This window comes from Micromonospora sp. NPDC005087, from assembly GCF_042872965.1.
Taxonomy (GTDB): domain Bacteria; phylum Actinomycetota; class Actinomycetes; order Mycobacteriales; family Micromonosporaceae; genus Micromonospora.
In genome coordinates, this window is sequence record NZ_JBIALB010000002.1 from 605,022 (window position 1) to 628,871 (window position 23,850).

24 protein-coding genes, 1 tRNA gene and 1 other RNA gene are annotated in these 23,850 nt (G+C 72.7%); 21 read left to right on the forward strand and 5 right to left on the reverse strand.

From position 1 onward, the window contains the following. Nucleotides 1-86: 86 nt before the first annotated feature. From ACFYPS_RS07885 to ACFYPS_RS07925, 9 genes are all read left to right on the forward strand, one after another. Nucleotides 87-602 (forward strand): PadR family transcriptional regulator, encoded by a 516-nt coding sequence (locus ACFYPS_RS07885; RefSeq protein WP_354962805.1) that lies wholly within the window; start codon nt 87-89, stop codon nt 600-602. Between the two features lie 64 nt (nt 603-666). Then, nucleotides 667-1,788, forward strand: coding sequence for a peptide chain release factor 2 (gene prfB / locus ACFYPS_RS07890; RefSeq protein WP_387323478.1), 1,122 nt, complete (start codon nt 667-669; stop codon nt 1,786-1,788). Between the two features lie 118 nt (nt 1,789-1,906). Next, entirely contained in the window at nt 1,907-2,587 is a 681-nt protein-coding gene (ftsE, locus tag ACFYPS_RS07895; RefSeq protein ID WP_030331491.1) for a cell division ATP-binding protein FtsE, read from the forward strand. A 67-nt stretch (nt 2,588-2,654) separates the two neighbouring features. Further along, complete coding sequence (ftsX, locus tag ACFYPS_RS07900; RefSeq protein WP_354962807.1) at nt 2,655-3,530, forward strand: permease-like cell division protein FtsX; 876 nt, start codon at nt 2,655-2,657, stop codon at nt 3,528-3,530. Between the two features lie 149 nt (nt 3,531-3,679). Further along, the gene (gene smpB, locus ACFYPS_RS07905) at nt 3,680-4,159 is read left to right on the forward strand and encodes an SsrA-binding protein SmpB (RefSeq protein WP_354962808.1); all 480 of its coding nucleotides are present in this window, start codon (nt 3,680-3,682) and stop codon (nt 4,157-4,159) included. A gap of 105 nt (nt 4,160-4,264) precedes the next feature. Beyond that, nucleotides 4,265-4,640: a transfer-messenger RNA gene (ssrA, locus tag ACFYPS_RS07910) on the forward strand. A 124-nt stretch (nt 4,641-4,764) separates the two neighbouring features. Beyond that, nucleotides 4,765-5,454 carry a hypothetical protein gene (locus ACFYPS_RS07915; protein ID WP_354962809.1) on the forward strand — a complete coding sequence of 230 codons (690 nt, stop codon included), beginning with the start codon at nt 4,765-4,767 and terminating at the stop codon, nt 5,452-5,454. Nucleotides 5,455-5,588: 134 nt separating this feature from the next. Further along, nucleotides 5,589-6,092 carry a hypothetical protein gene (locus tag ACFYPS_RS07920; protein WP_354962810.1) on the forward strand — a complete coding sequence of 168 codons (504 nt, stop codon included), beginning with the start codon at nt 5,589-5,591 and terminating at the stop codon, nt 6,090-6,092. Between the two features lie 55 nt (nt 6,093-6,147). Then, complete coding sequence (locus ACFYPS_RS07925) at nt 6,148-7,104, forward strand: hypothetical protein (protein WP_354962811.1); 957 nt, start codon at nt 6,148-6,150, stop codon at nt 7,102-7,104. 27 nt (nt 7,105-7,131) lie between these two features. Here ACFYPS_RS07925 and mdlC read toward each other — a convergent pair whose 3' ends face one another. Beyond that, nucleotides 7,132-8,727, reverse strand: coding sequence for a benzoylformate decarboxylase (gene mdlC, locus ACFYPS_RS07930; protein ID WP_354962812.1), 1,596 nt, complete (start codon nt 8,725-8,727; stop codon nt 7,132-7,134). A gap of 363 nt (nt 8,728-9,090) precedes the next feature. Here mdlC and ACFYPS_RS07935 point away from each other — a divergent pair, with 363 nt between their 5' ends. From ACFYPS_RS07935 to ACFYPS_RS07945, 3 genes are all read left to right on the forward strand, one after another. Next, a complete protein-coding gene (locus ACFYPS_RS07935; RefSeq protein ID WP_354962813.1) occupies nt 9,091-9,681 on the forward strand; it encodes a YqgE/AlgH family protein in 591 nt (196 codons plus the stop codon). 109 nt (nt 9,682-9,790) lie between these two features. Beyond that, nucleotides 9,791-9,863: transfer RNA gene (locus ACFYPS_RS07940), tRNA-Ala, on the forward strand. A 136-nt stretch (nt 9,864-9,999) separates the two neighbouring features. Continuing rightward, nucleotides 10,000-10,929 carry a lytic polysaccharide monooxygenase gene (locus ACFYPS_RS07945; RefSeq protein WP_354962814.1) on the forward strand — a complete coding sequence of 310 codons (930 nt, stop codon included), beginning with the start codon at nt 10,000-10,002 and terminating at the stop codon, nt 10,927-10,929. Nucleotides 10,930-10,957: 28 nt separating this feature from the next. Here ACFYPS_RS07945 and mgrA read toward each other — a convergent pair whose 3' ends face one another. Further along, nucleotides 10,958-11,953, reverse strand: coding sequence for an L-glyceraldehyde 3-phosphate reductase (gene mgrA, locus ACFYPS_RS07950; protein WP_354962815.1), 996 nt, complete (start codon nt 11,951-11,953; stop codon nt 10,958-10,960). Between the two features lie 70 nt (nt 11,954-12,023). On the opposite strand from mgrA, the gene ACFYPS_RS07955 reads away from it, so the two are divergent. From ACFYPS_RS07955 to ACFYPS_RS07990, 8 genes are all read left to right on the forward strand, one after another. Next, complete coding sequence (locus ACFYPS_RS07955; protein ID WP_354962816.1) at nt 12,024-13,004, forward strand: aldo/keto reductase; 981 nt, start codon at nt 12,024-12,026, stop codon at nt 13,002-13,004. After that, complete coding sequence (locus tag ACFYPS_RS07960) at nt 13,001-13,507, forward strand: hemerythrin domain-containing protein (RefSeq protein ID WP_354962817.1); 507 nt, start codon at nt 13,001-13,003, stop codon at nt 13,505-13,507. The genes ACFYPS_RS07955 and ACFYPS_RS07960 overlap by 4 nt, the downstream gene beginning before the upstream one ends. A gap of 64 nt (nt 13,508-13,571) precedes the next feature. Next, complete coding sequence (locus tag ACFYPS_RS07965) at nt 13,572-14,816, forward strand: histidine kinase (protein WP_354962818.1); 1,245 nt, start codon at nt 13,572-13,574, stop codon at nt 14,814-14,816. Next, on the forward strand, nt 14,813-15,463 hold the full coding sequence (locus ACFYPS_RS07970) for a response regulator transcription factor (protein WP_074317086.1): 651 nt from the start codon (nt 14,813-14,815) through the stop codon (nt 15,461-15,463). The genes ACFYPS_RS07965 and ACFYPS_RS07970 overlap by 4 nt, the downstream gene beginning before the upstream one ends. 76 nt (nt 15,464-15,539) lie before the next feature. Beyond that, the gene (locus ACFYPS_RS07975) at nt 15,540-16,616 is read left to right on the forward strand and encodes a hypothetical protein (protein WP_354962819.1); all 1,077 of its coding nucleotides are present in this window, start codon (nt 15,540-15,542) and stop codon (nt 16,614-16,616) included. 56 nt (nt 16,617-16,672) lie between these two features. Continuing rightward, nucleotides 16,673-18,133, forward strand: coding sequence for a magnesium chelatase (locus tag ACFYPS_RS07980; RefSeq protein WP_387323489.1), 1,461 nt, complete (start codon nt 16,673-16,675; stop codon nt 18,131-18,133). A gap of 2 nt (nt 18,134-18,135) precedes the next feature. Then, complete coding sequence (locus ACFYPS_RS07985; protein ID WP_354962821.1) at nt 18,136-20,088, forward strand: VWA domain-containing protein; 1,953 nt, start codon at nt 18,136-18,138, stop codon at nt 20,086-20,088. 28 nt (nt 20,089-20,116) lie between these two features. Beyond that, nucleotides 20,117-20,578, forward strand: a complete 462-nt coding sequence (locus ACFYPS_RS07990) for a hypothetical protein (RefSeq protein ID WP_354962822.1) — start codon at nt 20,117-20,119, stop codon at nt 20,576-20,578. 24 nt (nt 20,579-20,602) lie between these two features. Here ACFYPS_RS07990 and ACFYPS_RS07995 read toward each other — a convergent pair whose 3' ends face one another. Beyond that, complete coding sequence (locus ACFYPS_RS07995; protein WP_387323493.1) at nt 20,603-21,610, reverse strand: GlxA family transcriptional regulator; 1,008 nt, start codon at nt 21,608-21,610, stop codon at nt 20,603-20,605. Between the two features lie 53 nt (nt 21,611-21,663). On the opposite strand from ACFYPS_RS07995, the gene ACFYPS_RS08000 reads away from it, so the two are divergent. Continuing rightward, complete coding sequence (locus tag ACFYPS_RS08000) at nt 21,664-22,968, forward strand: MFS transporter (protein ID WP_354962824.1); 1,305 nt, start codon at nt 21,664-21,666, stop codon at nt 22,966-22,968. Between the two features lie 38 nt (nt 22,969-23,006). On the opposite strand, the gene ACFYPS_RS08005 is transcribed toward ACFYPS_RS08000, so the two are convergent. Further along, the gene (locus ACFYPS_RS08005) at nt 23,007-23,291 is read right to left on the reverse strand and encodes a DUF427 domain-containing protein (protein ID WP_354962825.1); all 285 of its coding nucleotides are present in this window, start codon (nt 23,289-23,291) and stop codon (nt 23,007-23,009) included. A gap of 49 nt (nt 23,292-23,340) precedes the next feature. Beyond that, the gene (locus ACFYPS_RS08010) at nt 23,341-23,811 is read right to left on the reverse strand and encodes a YbaK/EbsC family protein (RefSeq protein ID WP_354962826.1); all 471 of its coding nucleotides are present in this window, start codon (nt 23,809-23,811) and stop codon (nt 23,341-23,343) included. Nucleotides 23,812-23,850 lie beyond the last annotated feature (39 nt).

Consider the following 23,850-nt stretch of genomic DNA (forward strand, 5'->3'; position numbering starts at 1 on the left):
GACCGACAGTGCACATAGGAAGTCCTATCGGGTGGCAAACCGGCAAATCCTGGACGCCGGGAGCGCAAAGTGGCAGCGTAGTGGGCATGGCGGATTCCGGAGTCAACCCCACGGCGGCGGCCCTGCTCGGGCTGCTCCACGAGGGTCCCATGACAGGTGGCCAGTTGATGGCCGCCGCTGAGCGTCGGCTGGCGCCGTACTGGTCGATGACCCGAAGCCAGGTCTACCGCGAGTTGCCGGTGCTGGCCGAGCGGGGTTTTGTGCGGCTCGGCAAGCCCGGGCCGCGGATGAGTCAGCCGTACTCGCTCACCGCCAGCGGGAAACGGACATTTTCCCGCTGGTTGACGGAGAACCCGGGGCGGGACACCATCCGCAACCCGATAGCGCTCCGGATGGCCTTCGGCGAGTTGCACTCCGCCAGCCAGCTCAAGGGCCTGTACGCCTCCGCCAACGAATACCACACGGAGGCCCTCGCCCAGGTGCGGGAACAGGTGAAGAACGCCAAACGGGACGGGGAGACGTACGACGCCAGCGCGCTGGAGTTCGCCGTCGCCTACCACCGCGCGGCCCTGTCGTGGCTGAAGTCCGCCCCCGTCGGGTGACGATCGGCGGGTTCACGCATACGGAACGAGCTGAGCTGCCCACGGCACAGTACGCTTGTTTGTCGTGACCGCTGCCGATTACGCCGAACAGCTCAAGGAACTCGACGCCACCCTGCGAAACATCGAGGCCGTCCTCAACCTTGACCGTCTGCACGAGGACAAGGCCCGGCTGGAGGAGGAGGCTTCCGCCCCGGACCTCTGGGACGACCAGGCCAAGGCTCAGCAGGTGACCTCGCAGCTGTCGTACGTCAACGGCGAGATCAGCAAGCTGGGCAGCCTGCGCGCCCAGCTTGACGACGCCCAGGTGCTGCTGGAGCTGGCCGAGGCCGAGTCCGACCCGGGCGTGCTGCCCGAGGTCGAATCGGAGATCACCGGGCTGACCAAGGCCATCCAGGAGATGGAGGTCCGCACCCTGCTCTCCGGCGAGTACGACTCCCGGGAGGCGTTGATCGCCATCCGGGCCGGGGCGGGCGGCGTGGACGCGGCGGACTTCGCCGAGATGCTGCTGCGGATGTACCTGCGCTGGGCGGAGCGGCACGGCTACCCGACCGAGGTCTACGAGACCTCGTACGCCGAGGAGGCGGGCCTGAAGTCGGCCACCTTCGCGGTCAAGGTGCCCTACGCGTACGGCACGCTCAGCGTCGAGTCGGGGACCCACCGGCTGGTCCGGATCAGCCCGTTCGACAACCAGGGCCGCCGGCAGACCAGCTTCGCGGGCGTGGAGGTCCTGCCGGTCACCGAGCAGACCGACCACATCGACATCCCGGAGAACGAGATGCGGGTCGACGTCTACCGCTCCTCCGGCCCGGGCGGGCAGAGCGTCAACACCACCGACTCGGCGGTCCGGCTCACGCACATTCCGACCGGCATCGTGGTGACCTGCCAGAACGAGAAGTCTCAGCTGCAGAACAAGGCCTCCGCGCTGCGGGTGCTCCAGGCTCGGCTGCTGGAGCGCAAGCGCCAGGAGGAGCAGGCCAAGCTTGAGGGTCTCAAGGAGAACGCCGCCGGCTCGTGGGGCGACCAGATGCGCTCCTACGTTCTGCACCCGTATCAGATGGTGAAGGATCTCCGAACCGAGCAGGAGACCGGCAATCCGAGCGCGGTCTTCGACGGCGACTTGGACGGTTTCATCGAAGCGGGTATCCGTTGGCGCAAGCAGCGTCAGATCGCCGGCGACGGTGCGTGATCACATGCAGGCGGAGCGCGTCGTCGATCTCCCGGTAAGACCCTAATTCGAGGACGCGCACCGTCTGTGCGGGGCGTGGGGCTTGGCTCTGTCGTCACACCGCGTAGACTCACCACCCGTGATTCAGCTTGAGCAAGTGACGAAGACGTACCCGAAGGCGTCCCGGCCTTCGCTCGACAACGTGTCCGTCTCGATCGAGAAGGGCGAGTTCGTCTTCTTCATCGGTCCATCCGGCTCCGGCAAGTCCACGATCATCAAGATGCTGCTGCACGAGGTCGCCCCCAACAAGGGGCGCGTGGTCGTCAACGGCAAGGACGTCACCTCGATGCGCTCCTGGAAGCGACCCCACTTCCGGCGTTCGATCGGCTGCGTCTTCCAGGACTTCCGGCTGCTGCCGAACCGCACCGCGTATGAGAACGTGGCGTTCGCCCTTGAGGTGATCGGCAAGACCAAGGCGGTTGCCCGTCGGGTCGTGCCGGAGGTGCTGGAGCTGGTCGGGCTCGGTGGCAAGGAGCACCGCTACCCGCACGAGCTCTCCGGTGGTGAGCAGCAGCGGGTCGCCGTGGCCCGGGCGTTCGTGAACCGTCCGCTGATCCTCCTGGCGGACGAGCCCACGGGAAACCTGGACCCGGACACCTCGATCGAGATCATGCGTCTGCTGGACCGGATCAACCGCACCGGCACGACCGTCGTGATGGTCACCCACGACTCCAACATCGTGAACCAGATGCGCCGCCGCGTCGTAGAGATTGAGAGCGGTCGCATCGTCCGTGACCAGGCTCGCGGCGTTTACGGGTGAGCCGGCGCTCCACCCCTGCGCAGCCTGACGACGAACACTTCATGCCGGAGACCCGGAGGAACCCCCGATGCGCGTGAAATACGTCCTGTCCGAGGTACTGGTCGGACTGTGGCGCAACGTGACCATGACCGTCGCGATGATCATCACGATGGCGGTCTCGTTGACCATGCTCGGCGCCAGCGGTCTCATGTACCGCCAGGTCGACGACATGAAGGACCTCTACTACAAGAACATCCAGGTCTCGATCTTCCTTCAGACTGACGTGACCGACGAGCAGCGCGAGCAGATGAACGCGAAGCTCGAGGCTGACCCGCTGGTCAGCGACGTCATCTACGTCGACAAGGCCGAGGCGTACAAGCGGTTCCAGGAGATGTTCCAGGACGCGCCGGATCTGATCAGCGCCGTCAAGGAGGACAGCCTTCCGCCGTCGTTCCGGATCAAGCTGAACAACCCGGAGCAGTACAAGAACATCTACGACCAGTACAAGGACACCGAGGGCGTCGACGAGATCGTCGACCAGAGCCGACTGCTGGACAAGATCTTCAACATCCTCACCGCGATCCAGAACATCGCATTGGCCGCCGCCATCGTGATGGCTGTCGCCGCGCTGCTGCTGGTCGCCAACACCATTCAGGTGGCCGCGTACAGCAAGCGGCGTGAGGTGGCGGTCATGAAGCTCGTCGGCGCATCCAACTGGTTCATCCAGGCGCCGTTCGTGCTGGAGGCCGTCGTGGCCGGCCTGATCGGCTCGTTGCTCGGCCTGGCGGCACTGATAGCGGCGAAGTATCTGCTCTTCGACGGGTCGCTCAAGGCCCTGGAGGGCCTGCTCTCGCCGATCAGCTGGGGGGACATCCTGTTCATCTTCCCGCTGATGGCCGGCGTCGGTGGCCTGATCAGCGCCGTCACCGCCTGGACCACCCTCCGCTTCTACCTGCGGGTGTAGCGACCGTAGGGGTCGTCCCGTCGTCTCCCGGGGGCCCTCCCGCGCCGGAAATAAACGGCGCGGGAGGGTCCTTGTGATTCAGGTAGCATGATCGGTTGTCCGGCCGGGGTGACCCCGGCGGGTGATGATCAGGAGAGGGGGTGGCGCCGATGCCACGGGAAAAGGGGCGCAAGGTGGTCGCCTCCAACAAGAAGGCGCGCCACGACTACTCGATCCTCGACACGTACGAGGCGGGCATGGCGTTGACCGGCACCGAGGTCAAGTCGCTGCGGGCCGGGCGGGCGTCGCTCGTGGACGCGTTCGCCCAGGAGCGCAACGGCGAGTTGTTCCTGCACGCGATGCACATTCCGGAGTACACCCAGGGCACCTGGACCAACCACGAGCCCCGGCGTACCCGCAAGCTGTTGCTCAACCGTGGGGAGATCGACCGGCTGATCGGCAAGACCCGCGAGGGGGGCCTGACCATGGTCCCGTTGCAGGTCTACTTCTCCGACGGCTGGGCCAAGGTGGAGATCGCCCTGGCCAAGGGCAAGAAGGCGTACGACAAGCGGCAGGACCTCGCCAAGCGGGACGCGGACCGGGAGATCGCCCGGGTCAGCGGTCGACGCGGCAAGGGAATGGACGACTAGTTTGTCCCGTTTGTCCGGGTCGGCACGCCGACCCGGGGCTCGGGATGAAACCCGTTGCGGCAGGCGTTAGTCTTGTCAGTGCCGCCAACATCGGCGGCCTGTCGAGGGGGTGACTGGTTTCGACTTCGTACGCAGCGACAGGGGAAGCGAGCCGAGGAAGCCGACGTCGTCTCGAGAATCGGTCGTCGGAAACTTATAAGCGCCAAGAACAATCGCGCTGACTTCGCTCTCGCCGCCTGAGGCGAGTAGCTAAGTCTGTCGGCCTGGGAACGCCTTCGTCCCAGTAGCCGGCATCAGCTAGGAGGCTGGCCAATCGGACCCGGTCGCGGGGTCCGTGCGGCGAGATTAATCAGCGACTGGGCCCGTCACACCAACTTGCTCGCGTGAGCGGTGGGGCCGAGTAGAGGCACAGCGAGCTGCGCTCGGAGAAGCCCTGACAAACCGGCGAAGGACCCGGGTTCGATTCCCGGCACCTCCACCACCTCGAAAGCGATGCGCCCCGGCCCACCGGCCGGGGCGCATCGTCGTATCCGGGGTCCCCGGGTTTTCGCACCCGGCGGACGCCAGCACGCGGCCGGCAGCCCGGCTCGCCTAGGCTGCCGGCTGTGCGGATCGAGGAACTGCGCCTGTCGGTCGGTGCGTCACCCGGCCAGCGCACCGTCTCGGTGCTGGCCGGCGTGTTCGTCGCCGCCGTCGGTGCCGCGTTCGTGTTGCTGCCCCTGGTCGCTGACGGGTTGCTGCGCCAGCTGACCGGCCCCGGCGACGGGTTCGCCTCCTATGAGGAGGCCCGCGACGTGCCACCGGGGATGTTGCCGCCCGCGCTGCGGGACTCCGGCGGCGGTGGCGGCTGGGACCAGTCCGGGTCCGGCCGGCTCGTCGGGCTGTGCGGGCTGCCGTTCGCCCTGCTCGGCGTCTACCTGGTGCTGCGGGTGCTGCGGACGGCCGCCTGGCTGGACGGCAGTCGGGTGCGGGTGCGCGGCGCGTTCGGCAGCCGCATCGTCGACCTCGCGACCGCCCGGATCGACGCCGGGATGGTGCCGTACGGCGGGGCGGGGGACGACGACCCGCGGGCGCGGGGGCACCGCGCGCCGGTCATCGTCGCCACCGACCACGAGAGCGGACGGCGGCTCACCATCCCGCTGCACGGCATGGGGCTGCCCACCCTGCCCCCGTCCGAGCTGCGGGCGCTGGCCGACGCGATCACCACCGGGCGTCCCTCCGACGGCCGTGACGGCGACGCGCACGCTGTCGCCGGCGCGCTGCGTCGCCTCGCGGAGCACCCCTTCGCCGGTTGAGCCGCATACGGGTGGGGCGCGCGGGACCACTGCGGCGGGTGGGGCAGAAGAGGCGGCCAGGGGCCCTGGACAGGGGCGGACGGGCGGGTTCACCATCGCGGTATGCGGTAGCAGCGCAAGCGCGGGAGGTGCCCATGGTCACCGGTCCGGTTCAGCAGCCGACAGTCGTCGCCCGGCCGCCCGCCGCGCATTCGCATCCGGCCAGCCTCCCCACCGAGCGGCTGCCCGGTGACCCGCGCCCAGCGGGGCTCACCGGTGACGTGCACGTGCTCGCCCGTGCTGTCGCCGCGGCGCCGACCGAGCCGCACTGGCGCGAACGCGTGCTGCTGCGGCTGCACCCGGTCAGGCAGGGCTTCACCGAGCACGTCCAGGTCACCGAGGGCCCCGGCGGGCTCTACCGGGAACTGCTCACCCACGCGCCCCGGCTCTGCCACGGTGTCCGGCTGTTGACCCGGGAGCACACGGCGATCGGCGCCGCGCTCCTGGCCGTGCAGCGGGTCGCCGAGCAGTCCGACGCCAGCCCGGACGAGCTGCGCCACCGGGCCGCGTACCTGCTGCGGACGCTGGCGCGACATCGGCGGCGCGGCGCGGACCTGCTGTGGCAGGCGTACCAGACGGACCTGGGTGGCGAGACCTGAGCGTGGGCGCGCCGACGGCGGGAACCAGGGCGTCGACGGGACCGTCGAAACCCGCATGCGTCGATCGCTTCTGCTCCTCGGTCTGCCCCTGCTGCTGCTCGCGGTCGGCTGCGCCCCGACGGGCGGCGGCCCGGCCGACGGACCCACCGCCCCGGCGCACCGGTCGGAAACCTTCGACCAGCGGGCCACCGAGGTCGCGGAGGCGTGGCGCCCCGGCCCCGAATGGCGCACCGGGTACGTCCCGTTGCAGGGGCCGACGGTGCTGACCGGCGACCCCCGCTTCACCCCCGACACCGAGGCCGCCTTCCGGGCCGGCTGGTACCGGGAGCAGGTGCCCATTCCGCCCACCCGGGTCGGCGGGGAGATCCGCTTCCCGGACGGCCGGCTGACCCTGCCGTTGGTGAGCGCGGCGGAGGCGTACCGGCAGCTCCACCAGGGTGACCCGCTGCCCTGCCCCGGGCGACCGAAGCGGCCCGGACTGCCGACCCCCGGCCCCACCATCGAACCCGGCCCGGACGGCTGGGTCAGCAGCGGCCCCGAGACCGCCTGCCTTCCGCTGACCGTCACCGGCGTCACGCTCGGCACCGTGCCGGTCCGCACCAGCCGGGGCGAGGCGCAGGTCCCGGCCTGGCTGTTCACCGTCGAGGAGTTGGCCGTTCCGGTGGCGCGGCTCGCCGTCGCGCCGACGGCGATCGTTCCAGTCCCCGACCCCACCGCCCCGGCGCGGCCGCTGCCGGACGGACTGCTGTCCGCTCAGGACCTGACGGCCGTCGACGGCGCGCGGCTGACCGTCCGGCTCGGTGTCGGCGCCTGCGACACCGGGATCACTCCGCTCGTGCGGGAACGGCCGGACGTGGTGGTGGTCGGCGGGGGCTTCACCGCCCGGTCGACCGGCCCCTGTCCCGACCTGCTCAAACTGGAGCCGGTCACCGTCACCCTGGCCGCGCCGCTGGGCGCACGGCCGGTGCTGGACGTCTCCACCGGCACCCCGCTGTCGATCGCCCCGCGCTGACCGGCTGAGGCAGGCCGGGAGTGCCGGTCAGAGGATGGTGGGCACGTCGGTGCTGATCGGCACCGGCAGCACGGTGGGGCGGTCGGCGCGCAGTCCGGCGGCGAGCGCCGAGTCGAGCTGGTCGGGTGTTTCGACCACCTCGGTGGCACAGCCGTAGCCGGCCGCGATCGCCGTGATGTCCAGGCCCGGCAGGTCCAGTCCGGGCACCCCGGGCGTCTTTTTCAGTTCGGCGAACGCCTTGAGGATCGCGTACTGCTGGTTGACCGGCACGACCACCACCACCGGCAGGGACAGCCGGGCGGCGGTCCACAGCGCCTGCACGGAGTAGTGGAACGAGCCGTCGCCGACCACCGCCACCACCGGTCGGCCGCGCCCGGTGTCCCGCTCGGCCAGCGCCACCCCGACCGCGGCCGGCAGGCCGTAGCCGAGACCGCCGCTGGCCATCGTGAAGTACGACGCCGGGCGGGCGATCCGCAGCCGGCGGCGCAGTGCGGACAGGTTGGACGGTGACTCCTGGATCAGCACTCCGTCCGCCGGCCAGTGCGCGGCCAACGCGGCAAAGAGCGCGTCCGCGCTCAGCGGCGCGGTGACCTCCGGCGGCGCCGGGGCGGCCCGGGGCGCCGGTGGCGACCGGTCGGCCGGCGGCACCAGCTCGAGCAGCGCGGCCAGGGTCAGCCCGGGATCGCCGAGCAGGCTGTCCCCGACCGGGGCCCGGGCGGCCTCGTCCGGGTCGTCCGTCACGTGCAGCAGGCGGGTGCCTTCGGGCAGGTGATCGCCCGGCACGTACGGGTAGTAGCGGAATACCGGAGCGCCGACCACCAGGACGGTGTCGTGTCCACGCAGCGCCTCGGCCAGCGGTCCGATGGCGAACGGCAGCACCCCGCGAAACTGCGGGTGGTCCTCCGGGAACACGGCCCGTTCCGGGGCGGGGGCCGACCAGACCGGCGCGGCCAGCCGTTCGGCCAGCGCGATCGCGGTCGACCAACTCCCGGACCGGTCCACCCCGGGCCCGAACACCAGGACGGGGTCGCGGCTGCCGGCCAGGGCCCGGGCGAACTCGTCCAGCCGCTGCGGGTCCGGTGCGAACCGGGTGGCCACCGTGCGTGGTGCGGGTGGGGAGTCGGCCGGCTGGTCCCAGTCGTCCATCGGCAGGGACAGGAACACCGGCCCGGCCGGCGGCTGCACTGCGGTCGCGTACGCGCGCAGCAGCGCCGCGGGGATGTCCTGCGCCCGGACCGGCTCGTAGCCCCATTTCACGTACGGCTGGGGGAGCTCGGCGGCCCGACGGCTGGTGAGCCGGGGTTCGAGCAGCAGCATCTCGCGGGTCTGCTGGCCGGCGGTGACGATCAGCGGGGTCTTGTTGTGCCAGGCGGTGACCATGTTGCCCATGCCGTTGCCGGTGCCCGGGGAGGTGTGCAGGTTGACGTGGGCGGGTGCGCCGGTGGCCTGGGCGTAGCCGTCGGCCATCGCGACCGCCGTCGCCTCGTGCAGGGCGTGGACGTAGTGGAAGTCGGCCGGGAAGTCCCGCAGGAACGGCTCCTCGGTGGAGCCGGGGTTGCCGAAGATGGTGGTCATGCCGAGGGTGCGGAGCACGTCGTACGTCGCGTCCCGGACCGTTGCCATCGCCACCTGCCTCCGTGTCGCGCGCAGGGACGACCGCGCCGCCCTCTCGATCAGCCGAATCTATCGGGATGTGACGGACCTTTCGGGCGTTTCCCGGGCGTCGTGACCGGGCGCGCACCCTGGCGTATCCGGTCGTGCCGGGGCGGGAACGCGATCCGTCGATCACCGCGACGCCCGCCGTCGGTGCCGATCGGCCCTCCGTCTCAACTGTCCGATCACCCGCCGGTCAGACCTTAGCCAGCACCCGGGACGCAGGCTATGGTGCCAGGCATGGCGTTGACAGCACGGATGATCCCGGTGCACCGTGCGGATCCGGTGGGTGGCGGATCCCCGGCGCGGGTTCACGGTTGACGGGTGTGTGGGATGCAGGGAGAGGGCCAGGCGATCGGCGGACGGGCGATGGAGTCGATGACCGGGCGGCTGCTGGTCGCGACTCCGGCCCTCAAGGACCCGAACTTCGACCGTACGGTGGTGCTGCTGGTCGCCCACGAGCCGGGCGGCGCGCTCGGCGTGGTGCTGAACCGGGCCACCGAGGTGCCGGTCGCCGAGGTGCTCGGCGACTGGAACGACCTGGCCCGTCACCCGGCGGTGCTCTTCGAGGGTGGCCCGGTGCAGCCCGACTCGGCCATCTGCCTGGCGCGGATGCGCCACCCGCTGCGCCGGGTCAAGGGCTTTCACCAGGTCTCCGGGGCGGTCGGCACGATCGACCTCTCGGTCGACCCGGAGCGGCTGCGGGAGAGCATCGGCGGCATCCGGGTCTTCGCCGGCTACTCCGGCTGGGGGAGCGGCCAGTTGGAGCAGGAGATCGCCGACGGCTCCTGGTTCCTGCTGGACGCGCTGCCCGGTGACGCCTTCGTCGACCGGCCGGACGACCTGTGGCCGATGGTGCTGCGCCGGCAGGGCGGGATGATGGCCGCCGTCGCCCATTTCCCGCCGGACGTGGCGCTCAACTGACCCGCTTCGGCGGGAGCCCGGGGGCGGCGTCGGCGGGGACCCCGCGAGATGACCATGCCGAACGGGATGTGTATAGTTTCCCAGTGCCCGGGCGACCGGGACACAGCAAGGGGCCGTGGCGCAGCTGGTAGCGCACCACACTGGCAGTGTGGGGGTCAGGGGTTCGAGTCCCCTCGGCTCCACCTTGCGAAAACGCCCTGACCGGGAGTATCCGGTCAGGGCGTTTTCGGCTGTAGGTCAGGGGTCCGCGATTCCCGGCCGCCCCGACGTCGAACCTTTGTCGCCCCGCGCCCGTACCACTGCGCGGGAGGTCACACCATGACCGTGCGCCGAGTGCTCGCCGCCGTGCTGGTCGCCGTCGCGGCCATGCCGTTCAGCGCCGCGCCCGCCGCCGCGCACGGCGCCCCGACCAGCCCGGTCAGCCGGGCCGCGGCGTGCGGACCCGAAGGTCGGTACGCGGCCACCAGCGCCTGCCGGGCGGCGGTCGAGGCGGGTGCGGCGGTACGCGAGTGGGACAACGTCCGGGTCGCCGCGATCAACGGCCAGGACCGGGAGAAGATCCCGGACGGTGAGCTGTGCAGCGGAGGGCTCTCCGCGTACCGGGGGCTGGACCTGCCCCGCACCGACTGGCCGAGCACCGAGCTGACCGCCGGCGCCCGGTTCACCTTCCGGTACCGGACCACCATCGAGCACCGGGGCAGCTTCCGGCTCTACGTCACCCGGCCCGGCTATGACCCGCGCGCGCCGCTGACCTGGGCGGATCTGGAGTCGCGCCCGTTTCTGACGGTGACCGACCCGCCGGTGCGGGCCGGGGCGTACCAACTGCCGGGCCGGCTGCCGGCGGGCCGCGACGGCCGACACCTGATCTACACGATCTGGCAGAACTCCAACACCCCGGACACCTACTACTCCTGCTCCGACGTGGTGTTCCGCGCGGCGCGCGGCGGCACGGCGACGGGTACCCCGAAACCGGCCGCCGCGACGAAGGGCGCGCCGGCGGTGTCGCGTACCGCCGCGAGCCGGCCGGCCGGCACCGAGCCGGCGGTGGCGGCGGCGGCCGACCCGGGCGTGCCCGTGGCGTCGGTGACCGACCTCAGCAGCCGGTGGCCCATGCTGGCCGGTGCCGCCGCCGTGCTGGTGATCGCGCTGCTGGTCGGCGCGGCTCGGCTGCGTCGCGCCGGCGCCGCGCCGGTCGGACGGCAGTGCGGGGTGCGCAACCACCGGGCGGGGCGGCGCCGGATCTGGTGACCCGGCCCGCGCCGCCGCCCGGCGGCGCTCAGCCCAGGTGCCGGTCGATCTCGGCCAGCTCCTCGGCGCTGAAGTCGAGATTGTCCAGCGCGGCGATGTTCGTCTCCAGCTGCTCCACGCTGCTCGCCCCGATGATCAGGCTGGTCATCCGCGGGTCGCGCAGCGCCCAGGCCAGCGCGAGCTGGGCCAGTGACTGACCGCGCCGCTCGGCGACCGCCCCCAGCCCCCGGATGGTGGCCATCTTCTCCTCGCTGAGGTCGCTCTCGTTGAGGAAGACGCTGGTGCGCACCCGGGAGTCGGCCGGGATGCCAGCCAGGTAGCGGTCGGTCAGCAGACCCTGGGCCAGCGGGCTGTACGCGATGCAGCCGGCGCCGACCTGCTCCAGCGTGTCGAGCAGGCCGTCGGCCTCCGTCCACCGGTTGAGCATCGAGTACGACGGCTGGTTGATCAGCAGCGGCGTGCCCAGCTCGCCCAGGATCGCGGCGGCGCGAGCGGTCTGCTCGGAGTTGTAGTTCGAGATGCCCACGTAGAGGGCCTTGCCGGAGCGGACGATGGCGTCCAACGCGCCCATCGTCTCCTCCAGCGGGGTGTCCGGGTCGAACCGGTGCGAGTAGAAGACGTCGACGTAGTCCAGCCCCATCCGGCTCAGTGACTGGTTCAGCGAGGAGATCAGGTTTTTGCGCGAGCCCCATTCGCCGTACGGGCCGGGCCACATCAGGTAGCCGGCCTTGCTGGAGATCACCAGCTCGTCCCGGTACGGCTTCAGGTCGGTGGCGAGCATCCGGCCGAAGTTCTCCTCGGCGGCGCCGGGCGGCGGGCCGTAGTTGTTGGCCAGGTCGAAGTGGGTGACACCCAGGTCGAAGGCGCGCCGGACGATGTCGCGCTGGCGCTCGTACGGGCGGTCCGGGCCGAAGTTGTGCCACAGGCCGAGGGAGACGGCGGGCAGCCGCAGGCCACTGCGTCCGCTGCGCCGGTAGGTCATCGTTTCGTAGCGGTCATCCGCGGCGAGGTAGGTCACGATCATGAGCCTAGCTCCGGCTCGGGGTACGCGGGATCGGGCGCGTGGAGCCGGACATAGGGGTAGCTTCGAGGCCATGCGTCTCATCGCGCTCGACACTCCCAAACCGCTGTCGAAGATCGGGTTGGGCACCTGGCAGTTCGGCTCCCGGGAGTGGGGCTACGGCCCGGAATTCGAGCGCCAGGCGGCGCAGATCGTGCGGCGGGCCCTCGAGTTGGGCGTGACCGTCTTCGACACCGCTGAGGTCTACGGCTTCGGGCGCAGCGAGCGGATCCTCGGCGCGGCGCTCGGCGACGACCGGCCCAAGGTGGTGGTCGCGTCCAAGCTCTTCCCGGTCTGGCCGGTGGCCGCGGTGGTGCAGCAGCGGGCGGTCGCCTCGGCGGCCCGGCTCGGCGTCACCTCACTGGATCTCTACCAGGTGCACCAGCCCCACCCGCTGGTCGCCGACCACACCACCATGCGCGGCATGCGCGCGTTGCAGGACGTCGGGCTGGTCGGCGAGGTCGGGGTGAGCAACTACGGGCTGCGCCGCTGGCAGGTCGCCGAGGCGGCGCTCGGCCGGCGGGTGCTCAGCAACCAGGTCCGCTACAGCATGGTGGACCGCGCACCCGAGCAGGACCTGCTGCCGTACGCCCGGGAGGCCGGCCGGGTGGTCATCGCGTACAGCCCGCTGGCCCAGGGCTTCCTCTCCGGCCGGTACGACGCGAAGAACCCGCCGACCGGCGCGGTCCGGCGGGCCAACCCGTACTTCCTGCCGGAGAACCTGGAGCGGGGCAGCGCCCTGATCGACACGTTGCGCCAGGTCGCCGACGCGCACGACGCCACCCCCAGCCAGATCGCGCTGGCCTACGTGCTGCGCCACCCGAACGTGCTGGCCATCCCCGGCGCGTCCGGAGTGGAGCAGATGGAACGCAACGCCGCCGCCGCCGACATCGACCTCGCCGACGACGAGTACGCCGCGCTGGCCGAGGCCGCCAAACGGTTCCGCCCGATCACCGGCCTCGCCGCGATGCCCCGAATGCTGCGCGCCCGGTTCACCAGTCCGACGGGAAAGTGAGCACAGTGGACGACATCACCGCACTGATCCTGGACGACCACGCCGCCTTCCGGCGCGGCTTCGCCCGCTTGGACGACGCCCGCGACGAGCAGGAGCTGTTGGCGATCTGGGACGCACTCGCCCTGCACCTGGACATCCACGCCGAGGCCGAAGAGGCGATCCTCTACCCGCACCTGGTCAAGCACGGCGACGACGGCGAGGACGAGACCGCCGACGCGATCGGCGACCACAACAAGATCAGGGACGCCATCGCCGAGTCCAAGCTGCACCCCGTCGGCTCGGAACGCTGGTGGACGGCGGTCGGCACGGCCCGTCGGGAGAACAGCGAGCACCTGGCCGAGGAGGAGGACGAGGCCCTACCCGACTTCCGCCGGCATGCCAGCAGTGAGTTGCGCGCCGAGCTGGGCCACCGCTGGCTCACCTTCTACGGCGAGCACAAGAACGGGCGTGACCTGGCGTTCCGCGACAAGGACCCGCAGTCGTACGTGGCCGACCACCGCTGAACGCGGCCCGATCTCCCCGGCGCGGGGGAGTCGCGGAGGCCGGTGACGGCAGCAGAATGGCGGGGTGACCCCCCGAGCGGCGCTGGCCCCGCTGGTCGCCGGCAGCACCTGGCGGCGCGGCGTGTTCCTGCTGCTCGGCGGGGTGCTGGCGCTCCCGTACGGCCTGCTCGCGGTGACCTTCGCCCAGCTGCTCACCGGCTCGGAGGTCCCCCGTCCGCTGGTGTTCGCCCTGCTGGTGATCGCGCTGGTGATCGCCGTGGTGCCGCTGCTGCTCGACGGCAGCCGGGCGCTGGAGATCGCCGCCGTACGGGCGCTGCTCGGCGTCGACCTGCCCGACCCCGCGCCGGGGCACCGCGGCGACCGGGACACCCGGCTGCGCAGCGCGCTCTGGATCGCCACCCACCTCATCATCGGCGCGCTGGTGATGGTCGCGCTGATCACGGCCGTGCCGATGGCGCTGGCCTTCATCGCCCAGCAGTTCGGCGTCGGAGCCGAGTTGACCAGCCGGGAACGGTTCGGGCCGCTGGACGGGCGGGACACCGGCTGGCTGACGCTGACCGGCGTGGTCCTGCTGGTCGGGCTCGGCTACGCCGTCGCCGGGCTCGGCGCGCTCGCCGGGTCGATGGCGCCGGTGCTGCTCGGCCCGGCCCCGGCGGAGCGGATCGCCGCACTGGAGGCGCGGGCCACCCGGCTCGCCGAACGCAACCGGCTGGCCCGGGAACTGCACGACTCGGTCGGCCACGCGCTGACGGTGGCCACCCTCCAGGCCGGGGCCGCCCGCGAGGTGCTCGACACCGACCCGGAGTTCGTCCGGCGGGCGCTCACCGCCATCGAGGAGGCCGGGCGGACCGCGATGGACGAGCTGGACCACGTCCTCGGGCTGCTCCGGGAGACCGGTGGCGACCGGCCCGGGGTGGCGCCGCAGCGTACCCTCGCCGACCTGGATCGGCTGGTCACCGACGCCCGCGCGACCGGGCTGGCGGTACACGCGCACCGCACCGGCGACCCGTCGCGGGTGCCCTCGGTGGTCTCCCGGGAGGGCTACCGGATCGTCCAGGAAGGGTTGACCAACGCGGCACGGTACGGCCACGGGCCGGTGACGCTGCGGCTCGATCTGCACCCCGACGCGCTGGAGCTGGAATTGGTCAACGCGATGGGTCACGTGGGCCGGGCCGACCCGGGCCGGGGCGGCCGCGGCCTGGACGGGATGCGGGAACGCGTGCTGCTGCTCGGCGGCCGGCTCAGCGTGGGCCCGGACGGCGGCCGGTGGCTGATCCGGGCCCGCCTGCCGTACGAGGAGACGCGATGACCACCGGTGTGCTGATCGTCGACGACGACGAGCTGATCCGGGTCGGGCTGCGGGCCATCATCGACGCCCAACCCGACCTGCGGGTGCTCGCCGAGGCCGCCGACGGCGCCGAGGTGCCGCCGCTGGTCGCCCGGCACCGGCCGGACGTGGTGCTGATGGACGTGCGGATGCCCGGCATCGACGGCATCCAGGCCACCCGACACCTGCTGGCCACCTCCGCCGACCCGCCGCGGGTGCTGGTGGTCACCACCTTCGCCAACGACGAGTACGTCTACGAGGCGCTGCGCGCCGGCGCCGCCGGCTTCCTGCTCAAACGGGCCCGGCCGGCCGAGGTGGTCGAGGCGGTCCGGGTGGTCGCGGCGGGGGAGTCGCTGCTCTTCCCGGCCGCGATCCGCCGGCTGGCCGGCGCGTACGGCCCGACGGGGGGCGACCGGCTGACCGCCGCCCGGCTCACCGAGCGGGAGGCCGAGGTGCTGCGGCTCATGACCACCGGCCGGTCCAACCCGGAGATCGCCGCGCACCTGGTGGTCGGCGTGGAGACGGTCAAGACGCACGTCGGCAACGTGCTGGCCAAGCTGGGCGTACGCGATCGCACCCAGGCGGTGATTGCCGCCTACGAGTCCGGCTTCGTCACCCCGTCCGGCTGACCGGTCCCTCTCTGGGGGGAGCGGGTTCACCGCCGCGCGGGAGGGGCCCGGCCGGCCACCGGCCGAGGCTGGGAGCATGACGACGATCACTGCCTCCCGACCCCGTCCCGACTCCCGATGGCCCGACCGGCTGGCCCCGCTGGCCGCTGGCTGGCTCGGCCTGTGGGGCGTGCTCGCCCTGCTCGGCACGCTCACCGGCGCCGGCTACCCGTTCGGCACGAACGACCCGCACGGCGGCGACGTCAACCTGCTGCGCCTGGTGCCGGTGCAGCTGGCCACCCCGCTCTTCGCCGGGGTGCTGCTGACCGCCGCGGTGGCGGCGCTGGCGATGAGCCGTCCGGCCGTACGCCCGCCCGGCCCGCTGCGGGCGCTGCTCGCCGGATACGGCTGGACGGTGGCGTTCGTGCTCGCCGTGGTCGTTCCGGACGCCCGGGTGCTGGTCATCCTCGGCTACGCGCCGATGCTGATCATCGGGGCGCCGTTCGGCTGGCCGCCCGTCGACTACGCCGAAATCTTCAACTGGGCGCTGTTCGCCCGGTTCGCCGCGCTCGTCGGCGGGCTGCTGCTGGCCGGGGCGGTGCTCGCCTGGCAGCGCCGCACCGCCGGGGCCTGCGTCGGCTGCGGCCGCTACGACACCGACCGGGGCTGGACGACCCCGGCCGCCGCCGCGCGCTGGGGTCGGTGGGCCGCCGGCATCGCCGCGGCCATCCCGCTGGCGTACGCGGTGACCCGGTTCGCCTGGGCGGCCGGCATCCCGCTGGGCATCTCTGAGGAGTTCCTGACCGAGATGCGGGAGACCGGACTGGTGTGGGCCGGGTTCGGGCTGGGCGCGTTCGCCACCGTCGGCGCGATCCTCACCCTCGGGCTGGTGCAGCGGTGGGGCGAGCGGTTCCCCCGCTGGATGCTCGGGCTGGCCGGCAGCCGGGTGCCGGTGAAGCTGGCCGTGGTGCCGGCCACCCTGGTCGCCGTCGCGGTGACCGCGGCCACCCTGGGGCTGCTCAGCAACCCCGAGTTCTGGCAGCTCACCCACGGGTTCAGCCTGGCCGGGGCGCCGATGCTGCTCTGGCCGTTCTGGGGGGTGACGCTCGGTGCCGCCACCTACGCGTACCACCTGCGCCGCCGCGGAGCCTGCCGGCGCTGCGGTCGGGGCTGATGGTGGGAGCGGGGGTGCCCCCCGATGCCGGGGCGCCCCCGCGAATGTGAGCTAGCGTGGGTCGGGTGACTGCGCCCTCCCCGGTAATCCCGGTTCCACCGGCCGACCTGCCCGGCACGCTCGGCGCGCTTCGGGCGGCCGGTCACCAGTACCGCACCGTCAAGCAGGAACTCCGCGGCAACCTTCTGGCCCGGATGCGTGCCGGCGAGGCCCGCTTCCCCGGCATCGTCGGCTACGACGACAGCGTGCTGCCCGAGGTCGAGCGGGCGCTGCTCGCCGGGCACGACATGGTGCTGCTCGGCGAGCGGGGCCAGGGCAAGACCCGGCTGATCCGCTCCCTCGGTGCGCTGCTCGACGAGTGGACCCCGGTCATCCCCGGCTCGGTGCTCAACGAACACCCGATGCACCCGCTCACCCCGGCGTCCCGCGCCCAGATGGCCGAGGCCGGCGACGACCAGCCGGTCGGCTGGCTGCACCGCTCGATGCGCTACGGCGAGAAGCTGGCCACCCCGGACACCAGCGTCGGTGACCTGATCGGTGACGTCGACCCGATCCGGATCGCACAGGGCCGCACCCTCGGCGACCCGGAGACCATCCACTTCGGGCTGGTGCCCCGTACCAACCGGGGCATCTTCGCCGTCAACGAGCTGCCCGACCTGGCCGAGCGGATCCAGGTGGCGCTGCTCAACGTCCTCGAGGAGCGGGACATCCAGGTCCGCGGCTACCAGCTGCGGCTGCCGCTGGACCTACTCCTGGTGGCCAGCGCCAACCCGGAGGACTACACCAACCGGGGCCGGATCATCACCCCGCTCAAGGACCGGTTCGGCGCGGAGATCCGTACCCACTACCCGCTCGACCTGGAGTTGGAGCTGGAGCTGATCCGGCAGGAGGCCGACCTGGTCGCCGAGGTGCCGGAGCACGTCCTGGAGGTCCTGGCCCGGTTCGCCCGCGCGGTGCGCGAGTCACCGTCGGTGGACCCGCGCTCGGGCGTCTCCGCCCGGTTCGCCATCGCCGCCGCCGAGACCGTGGCCGGTGCGGCGCTGCGCCGTGCCGGTCTGCTCGCCGCGACCGGCACCTCGGAAGGACGCCCCGAGGCCGCGGTGGCCCGGGTCGGCGACGCGGTGTCGACGACCAGCACCCTGCGCGGCAAGGTCGAGTTCGAGAGCGGCGAGGAGGGGCGGGAGATCGAGATCCTGGCCCACCTGCTGCGGACCGCGACCGCCGAGACGTTCCGCGCCCACCTGGCCGGGCTGGACCTGTCCGGCTTCACCGGCCTGGTCGAGGACGGCGCGGCGATCGAGACCGGCGAGCTGGTCGGCGCCGCCGAGCTGCTGCGCCAGGTGGGCACCGTGCCCGGGCTGGCGAAGGTGCTGGACCGGCTCGGCCTGGGCGACGCGCCCACCCCGGAGGAGGCCGCCGCCGGTGTCGAGTTCGTGCTGGAGGGGCTGCACCTGACCCGCCGGCTCGGCAAGGACGTCACCGACTCCGGGCGCACCGTCTACGGCGGCCGGGGCTGACCGTGGCCGGCAACCGGTTCCGGTACGGGCAGTGGCGCGGCGGCCCCGACCCGCTCGCGCCCCCGTACGACGTGCGCGAGGCGGTGGACGCGGTCGGCGCCGAGGTGCTGGCCGGCGGCAGCCTGCGGGAGGCACTGCGCGACCTGCTGCGCCGTGGTCCGCAGGGGCGTGGCGGGCTGGACGACCTGGCCGCCCGGGCCCGCCGGCTGCGCCGGGAGGCGCTGCGCCGGGGTGACCTGGACGGCGCGGTGACCCGGGCGCGGGCCCTGCTCGACCAGGCCCTCGCCGCCGAGCGGGACGAGCTGCGCGGCCGCGACGACGATGGCGCGCGGTTCGCCGAGTCGGTGCTGGACAACCTGCCCCGCTCCACGGCACGGGCGGTGGAGGAGCTGGCCGGCTACCAGTGGGCCAGCGCGGACGCCCGGCAGTCGTACCAGCAGATCCTCGACCAGCTTCGCGGCGACGTGCTCGGCCAGCGCTTCGCCGGCCTGCGCGACGCGGTGCGCGCCTCCGCCGACCCGGCCGTCCAGGCGCGGCTCGCCGAGATGATGAGCGACCTGAACGACCTGCTGGCCCGGCACGGCCGCGCGGAGGACACCACCGACGCGTTCGCCGAGTTCATGCGCCGGCACGGCGACTTCTTCCCGGAGCGGCCGGAGACCGTCGACGAGTTGATCGACGTGCTGGCCCGGCGCTCGGCGGCGGGCGAGCGGCTGATGAATTCGCTCTCCGACCGGCAGCGCGCCGAGCTGGCCGGGCTGATGCGGCAGTCGCTCGGCGACCAGCTTGCCGGGGAGCTGTCCGCGCTCGACGCCAACCTGCGGGCGCTGCGGCCGGACCTGCGGTGGGGGCGCGGCGAGCGGGTCCGGGGCGAGCAGCCGCTGGGCTACGCCGACGCGGCCGGCGCGTTGGGCGAGATCGGCGAGCTGGACGACCTGCTGGACCAGCTCGACCAGGAACACCCCGGCGCCACCCTGGACGACGTGGACGTCGACGCGGTGGCCCGGACGCTGGGCCGGAGCGCCGCCGACGATGTCCGCCGGCTGCGTGAGCTGGAGCGGGAACTACGCCGGCAGGGCTGGGTGAGCCGGGACGCGGACGGGCTCACGCTGAGCCCGAAGGCGCTGCGCCGGCTCGGCGGGACCGCGCTGCGGCGGGTCTTCGCCGACCTGACCGCTGGGCCGCGGGGCCAGCATGATCTGCGTTCGGCGGGTGCCGCCGGCGAGGTCAGCGGCGGGTCCCGACCCTGGCAGTACGGCGACGAGCAGCCGTTGGACGTGGTCCGCACGCTGACCCGGGCGGTGAGCCGGGCCGGGCCGAGCGTGCCGGTGCAGCTCGCGGTGGACGACTTCGAGGTGGTGGAGACCGAGAAGCGGGCCTCTGCGGCGGTGGTGCTCTGCGTCGACCTCTCGTACTCGATGATCTCCCAGGGGCGCTGGGGGCCGATGAAGCAGACCGCGCTGGCGCTGGCGCACCTGATGGAGACGCGCTTTCCGCAGGACGCCCTGCAGATCGTCGGCTTCGGCCGGGAGGCGATGACGCTCAGTCAGCAGGAGTTGGCCGCCGTGGAGCCGGACATGGAGCAGGGCACCAACCTCCAGCACGCGCTGCGGCTGGCCGGTCGGCACCTGCGTCGCCATCCGGACGCCGAGCCGGTGGTGCTGGTGGTCACCGATGGCGAGCCGACCGCCCACCTGGATCCGGACGACGGGGAAGCGCTGTTCCACTGGCCGCCGCTGCCGGAGACGATCGAGGCGACCGTCCGCGAGGTGGACCGGCTCAGCCGCTACGGCGCCACCCTCAACCTGTTCATGCTCGGCGACGACCCGGGCCTGCGCCGCTTCGTCGACGCGGTGGCCCGGCGCAGCCGAGGCCGGATGTTCACCCCGGACACCGACGACCTGGGCGAGTACGTGGTCAGCGACTACCTCCGCTCCCGCCAATCCCGCCGCTAACCCCCGCCCGGCGGGGTTGACTGGGGGTGTGGAGAGCGGGGGGCTGCGGCGGGCGTACGACGCGGTGTTCGCGGAGATCGACGGGGCCGGGTTCGGGCCGCCGCCGGAGGGGCAGCTCAGCGCCGAGCAGATCGTGGCGCACCTGGTGGCCAACGACGAGCTGATGATCCAGGCCACCGAGGCGTTGCTGGCCGGGTCGGCGTTCGCCTACTACGACCTGGACGACATGCACCGTCCGCAGCTCGACGCGCTGGTCGCCGAGCAGGGTGGCCTGCGTGGCCTGGCCGCGCTGCTGCACGGCACCAGTGACCGCCTGTGCGAGCTGGTCGACCAGCTCGGCCTGGCCGCGGAAACCCCGGTCGAGACCCACCTGCGGGAGGGCTTCGACCTCATCGTCGAGGACACGCTGCCCTGGTCGCGCACCCTCGACCTGCACACCCGCGTCCACCTCCCCAAACACCAGGCCCAACTCCACATGCTCCGCACCTGACCCCCGTGGGCGGGTGGTCGGGCGTCAGCTCCTGACGGGCTCGGCGCGGGGGTGGAAGGTGCGGCGGTAGGCGGAGGGGGCCACGCCGATGCGCTGGTGGAGTTGCTGGCGCAGGGCGGCGGTGGTGCCGAAGCCGCAGCGGTGGGCGATCTGGTCGACGGTGAGGTCGGTCGTCTCCAGCAGCAGTCGAGCGTGGTCGGTGCGCTGTTGGAGCAGCCACTGCGCGGGGCTCAGCCCGGTCTCCGAGCGGAAGCGCCGGGTGAAGGTGCGCACGCTCATCCGGGCCTGGTCGGCCAGGTCGCGCAGCGCGATCGGTTCGTGCAGCCGCTGCCGGGCCCACTCCCGGGCGCCGGCGGTGCTGGTGTCGGTGGCCTTCGGCACCGGCCGCTCGATGTACTGCGCCTGGCCGCCGTCGCGCCAGGGCGGCATCACGCAGCGGCGGGCCGCCCGGTTGGCCACCTCGCTGCCGTGGTCGAGGCGGATGACGTGCAGGCAGAGGTCGATGCCGGCGGCCACTCCGGCCGAGGTGAGCACCCGGTCGTCGGCGATGAACAGCACGCCCGGGTCCAGGTCCACCCGGTCGTGCAGCCGGCGGAACTGCTCCGCGTACGCCCAGTGGGTGGTGGCCCGACGCCCGTCGAGTAGCCCGGCGGCGGCCAGCACGAACGCCCCGGTGCAGATCGACATCACCCGAACGCCCCGCTCGTACGCCGAGCGCAGCGCCTCGGCCACCTCCGGCTCGACGGTGCCCGAGGTCAGCGCGCTGCCGTCGTGGATGCCCGCGACGATCACGGTGTCGGCGGTGTCGAGCAGTTCCAGCCCGTGGTCCGGGACCACCTGGAAGCCGGCGGTGCTGCGGACGGGCTGGCCGCCCGGAGTGCATATCCGCACGTCGTAGAAGGACGTCCCGTCGGCGGCCCGGGCAGTGCTGAACACCTGGGACGGGGTGCCGAGGTCCAGGCCGACGACCTGGTCGAGGGCGAGTACGGCGATCCGGTGCGGGCGTACGGTCATGGCCCGATTATTGCGCATGATGGCTTTCCGGCCACTCGTCGGTGCCGGCGGCGCCGCCCAGACTGGTCCGCGTGAGAAAGAACCGCCGCCTGCATCCCGCCTGGCTGGTCGCCGCCGTCGCCTTCGTGGCGCTGGTCGGCGCGGCCGGCTTCCGCGCCACTCCCTCGGTGCTGCTGCACCCGCTGCACGAGGAGTTCGGCTGGCCGCTGGCCACCATCTCCGCGGCCGTCTCGGTCAACCTGCTGCTCTACGGGCTCACCGCGCCGTTCGCCGCCGCGCTGATGGACCGGTTCGGCATCCGCCGGGTGGTCTCGGTGGCGCTGCTGCTGGTCGCCGCGGGCAGCGGGCTGACGGTCTTCATGACCGCCTCCTGGCAGCTGCTGCTCTGCTGGGGCGTGCTGGTCGGGCTGGGCACCGGCTCGATGGCGCTGGCCTTCGTGGCCACCGTCACCGGGCGCTGGTTCGTCCGCCGACGGGGCCTGGTCACCGGGGTGTTGACCGCGGGCGGGGCGGCCGGGCAGCTGGTCTTCCTGCCGCTGATCGCGGTTCTGGTGCGCGACCACGGCTGGCGTACGGCGGCACTCGTCGTGGCCGGAGCCGCGCTGGCGGTCGTACCCCTGGTGGTGTGGCTGCTGCGCGAGCACCCGGCGGATCTCGACCTGCCCGCCTACGGCGCGACCGAGGTCGTCGCGGCGCCACCCGCGACCGGCGGCGCGGCGACCCGGGCGCTGGGCGCGCTCGCCACCGCGGCCCGGACCCGGCCGTTCTGGCTGCTGGCCGGCGGGTTCGCGATCTGCGGCGCGACCACCAACGGCCTCGTCGGTACGCACTTCGTGCCGGCCGCGCACGACCACGGCATGCCCGAGACCACCGCCGCCGGGCTGCTCGCCCTGGTCGGGCTCTTCGACATCGTCGGCACGATCGCCTCCGGCTGGCTGACCGACCGGGTGGACAGCCGACTGCTGCTCGGCGCCTACTACGCGCTGCGCGGGGCGTCCCTGCTGCTGCTGCCGACCCTGTTCGCCGGCACCGCCAAGCCCAGCATGCTGGTGTTCATCATCTTCTACGGCCTGGACTGGGTGGCCACCGTGCCGCCGACCGTGGCGCTGTGCCGGGAGTACTTCGGCACCGCCGGGGCGGTCGTGTTCGGCTGGGTGTTCGCCGCCCACCAGCTCGGCGCGGCGGTCGCGGCGACCGGCGCGGGGCTGGTCCGGGACCAGCTCGGCGACTACGCCATGGCCTGGTACGTGGCCGGCGGACTGTCGATCGGCGCGGCCGGGCTGTCGCTGCTGCTGCGCCGGCGGCCGGGTAAGCCGGTGGCCGAAGCCGTGCTGGTCGCCGCGACCGCGCCCCGGGCCTGGAGCTTCCGGGGCTGAGGCGCCACCCACCTCGGCGGGCCGATGCCAGCCCGACGTCAGTCGACGACCCGGACGTCCTTCCAGAACGCCACCCGGTCACGCACCATCTCGGCGTCGGGCTTCGGCTCCGGGTAGTACCAGACCGCGTCCTCGCTGGTGCTGCCCTCGTGCTCGAGGGTGTAGTAGGAGGCGGTGCCCTTCCACGGGCAGACGGTGTGCGTCGCGGACTCGCGGATCAGGTCGTCGCGCAGGGCGGAGCGGGGGAAGTAGTGGTTGCCCTCCACCAGCACGGTGTCGTCGCTCTCGGCGACGACCAGGTCGTTCCACACAGCTTTCGGCATACGACCCAGACTAGGCCGTGGCACCGACGGCGGCAGCGGTCGCGGCGGCTCAGCGGGTCGGTTGTGGATCGGTGACGTCGGCCACGGTGGCCGCGAGCGCGGCGATCGCGGTGTCGGCGTCGACCGCGACGGCGAGGCCGCGCTCGCCGGCGCCGAGGGTGATCTCCCGGCCGCGCAGCCGCTCGTCCGCGATCACCGGCCAGGCGGTGCTCGCGCCGAACGGGGTGATGGTGCCGCGCTCGTAGCCGGTGGCGGCGAGCGCGCCCGCCGCGTCCGGCATGGAGAGCCGGTGCACCCCGAGCAGGGTGCGCAACTTGGGCCAGGAGATGACCCGGTCGCCGGGGGTGAGCACGAACAGGTGGTCGTCCGCGCCGCGGCGGACCACGATCGTCTTGACCACGTCCGGGACGGCCACGCCCTGGACGGCGGCGGCCTCCGCCAGGCTGCCGACCGCGCCGTGCGAGATCAGACGGTAGGGCAGGCCGGCGGAGTCCAGGGCGGTGATCGCGGGCGACGGCATGCCCGCCACGGTAACCGTCGGGCCTGGCACCGGACGGGA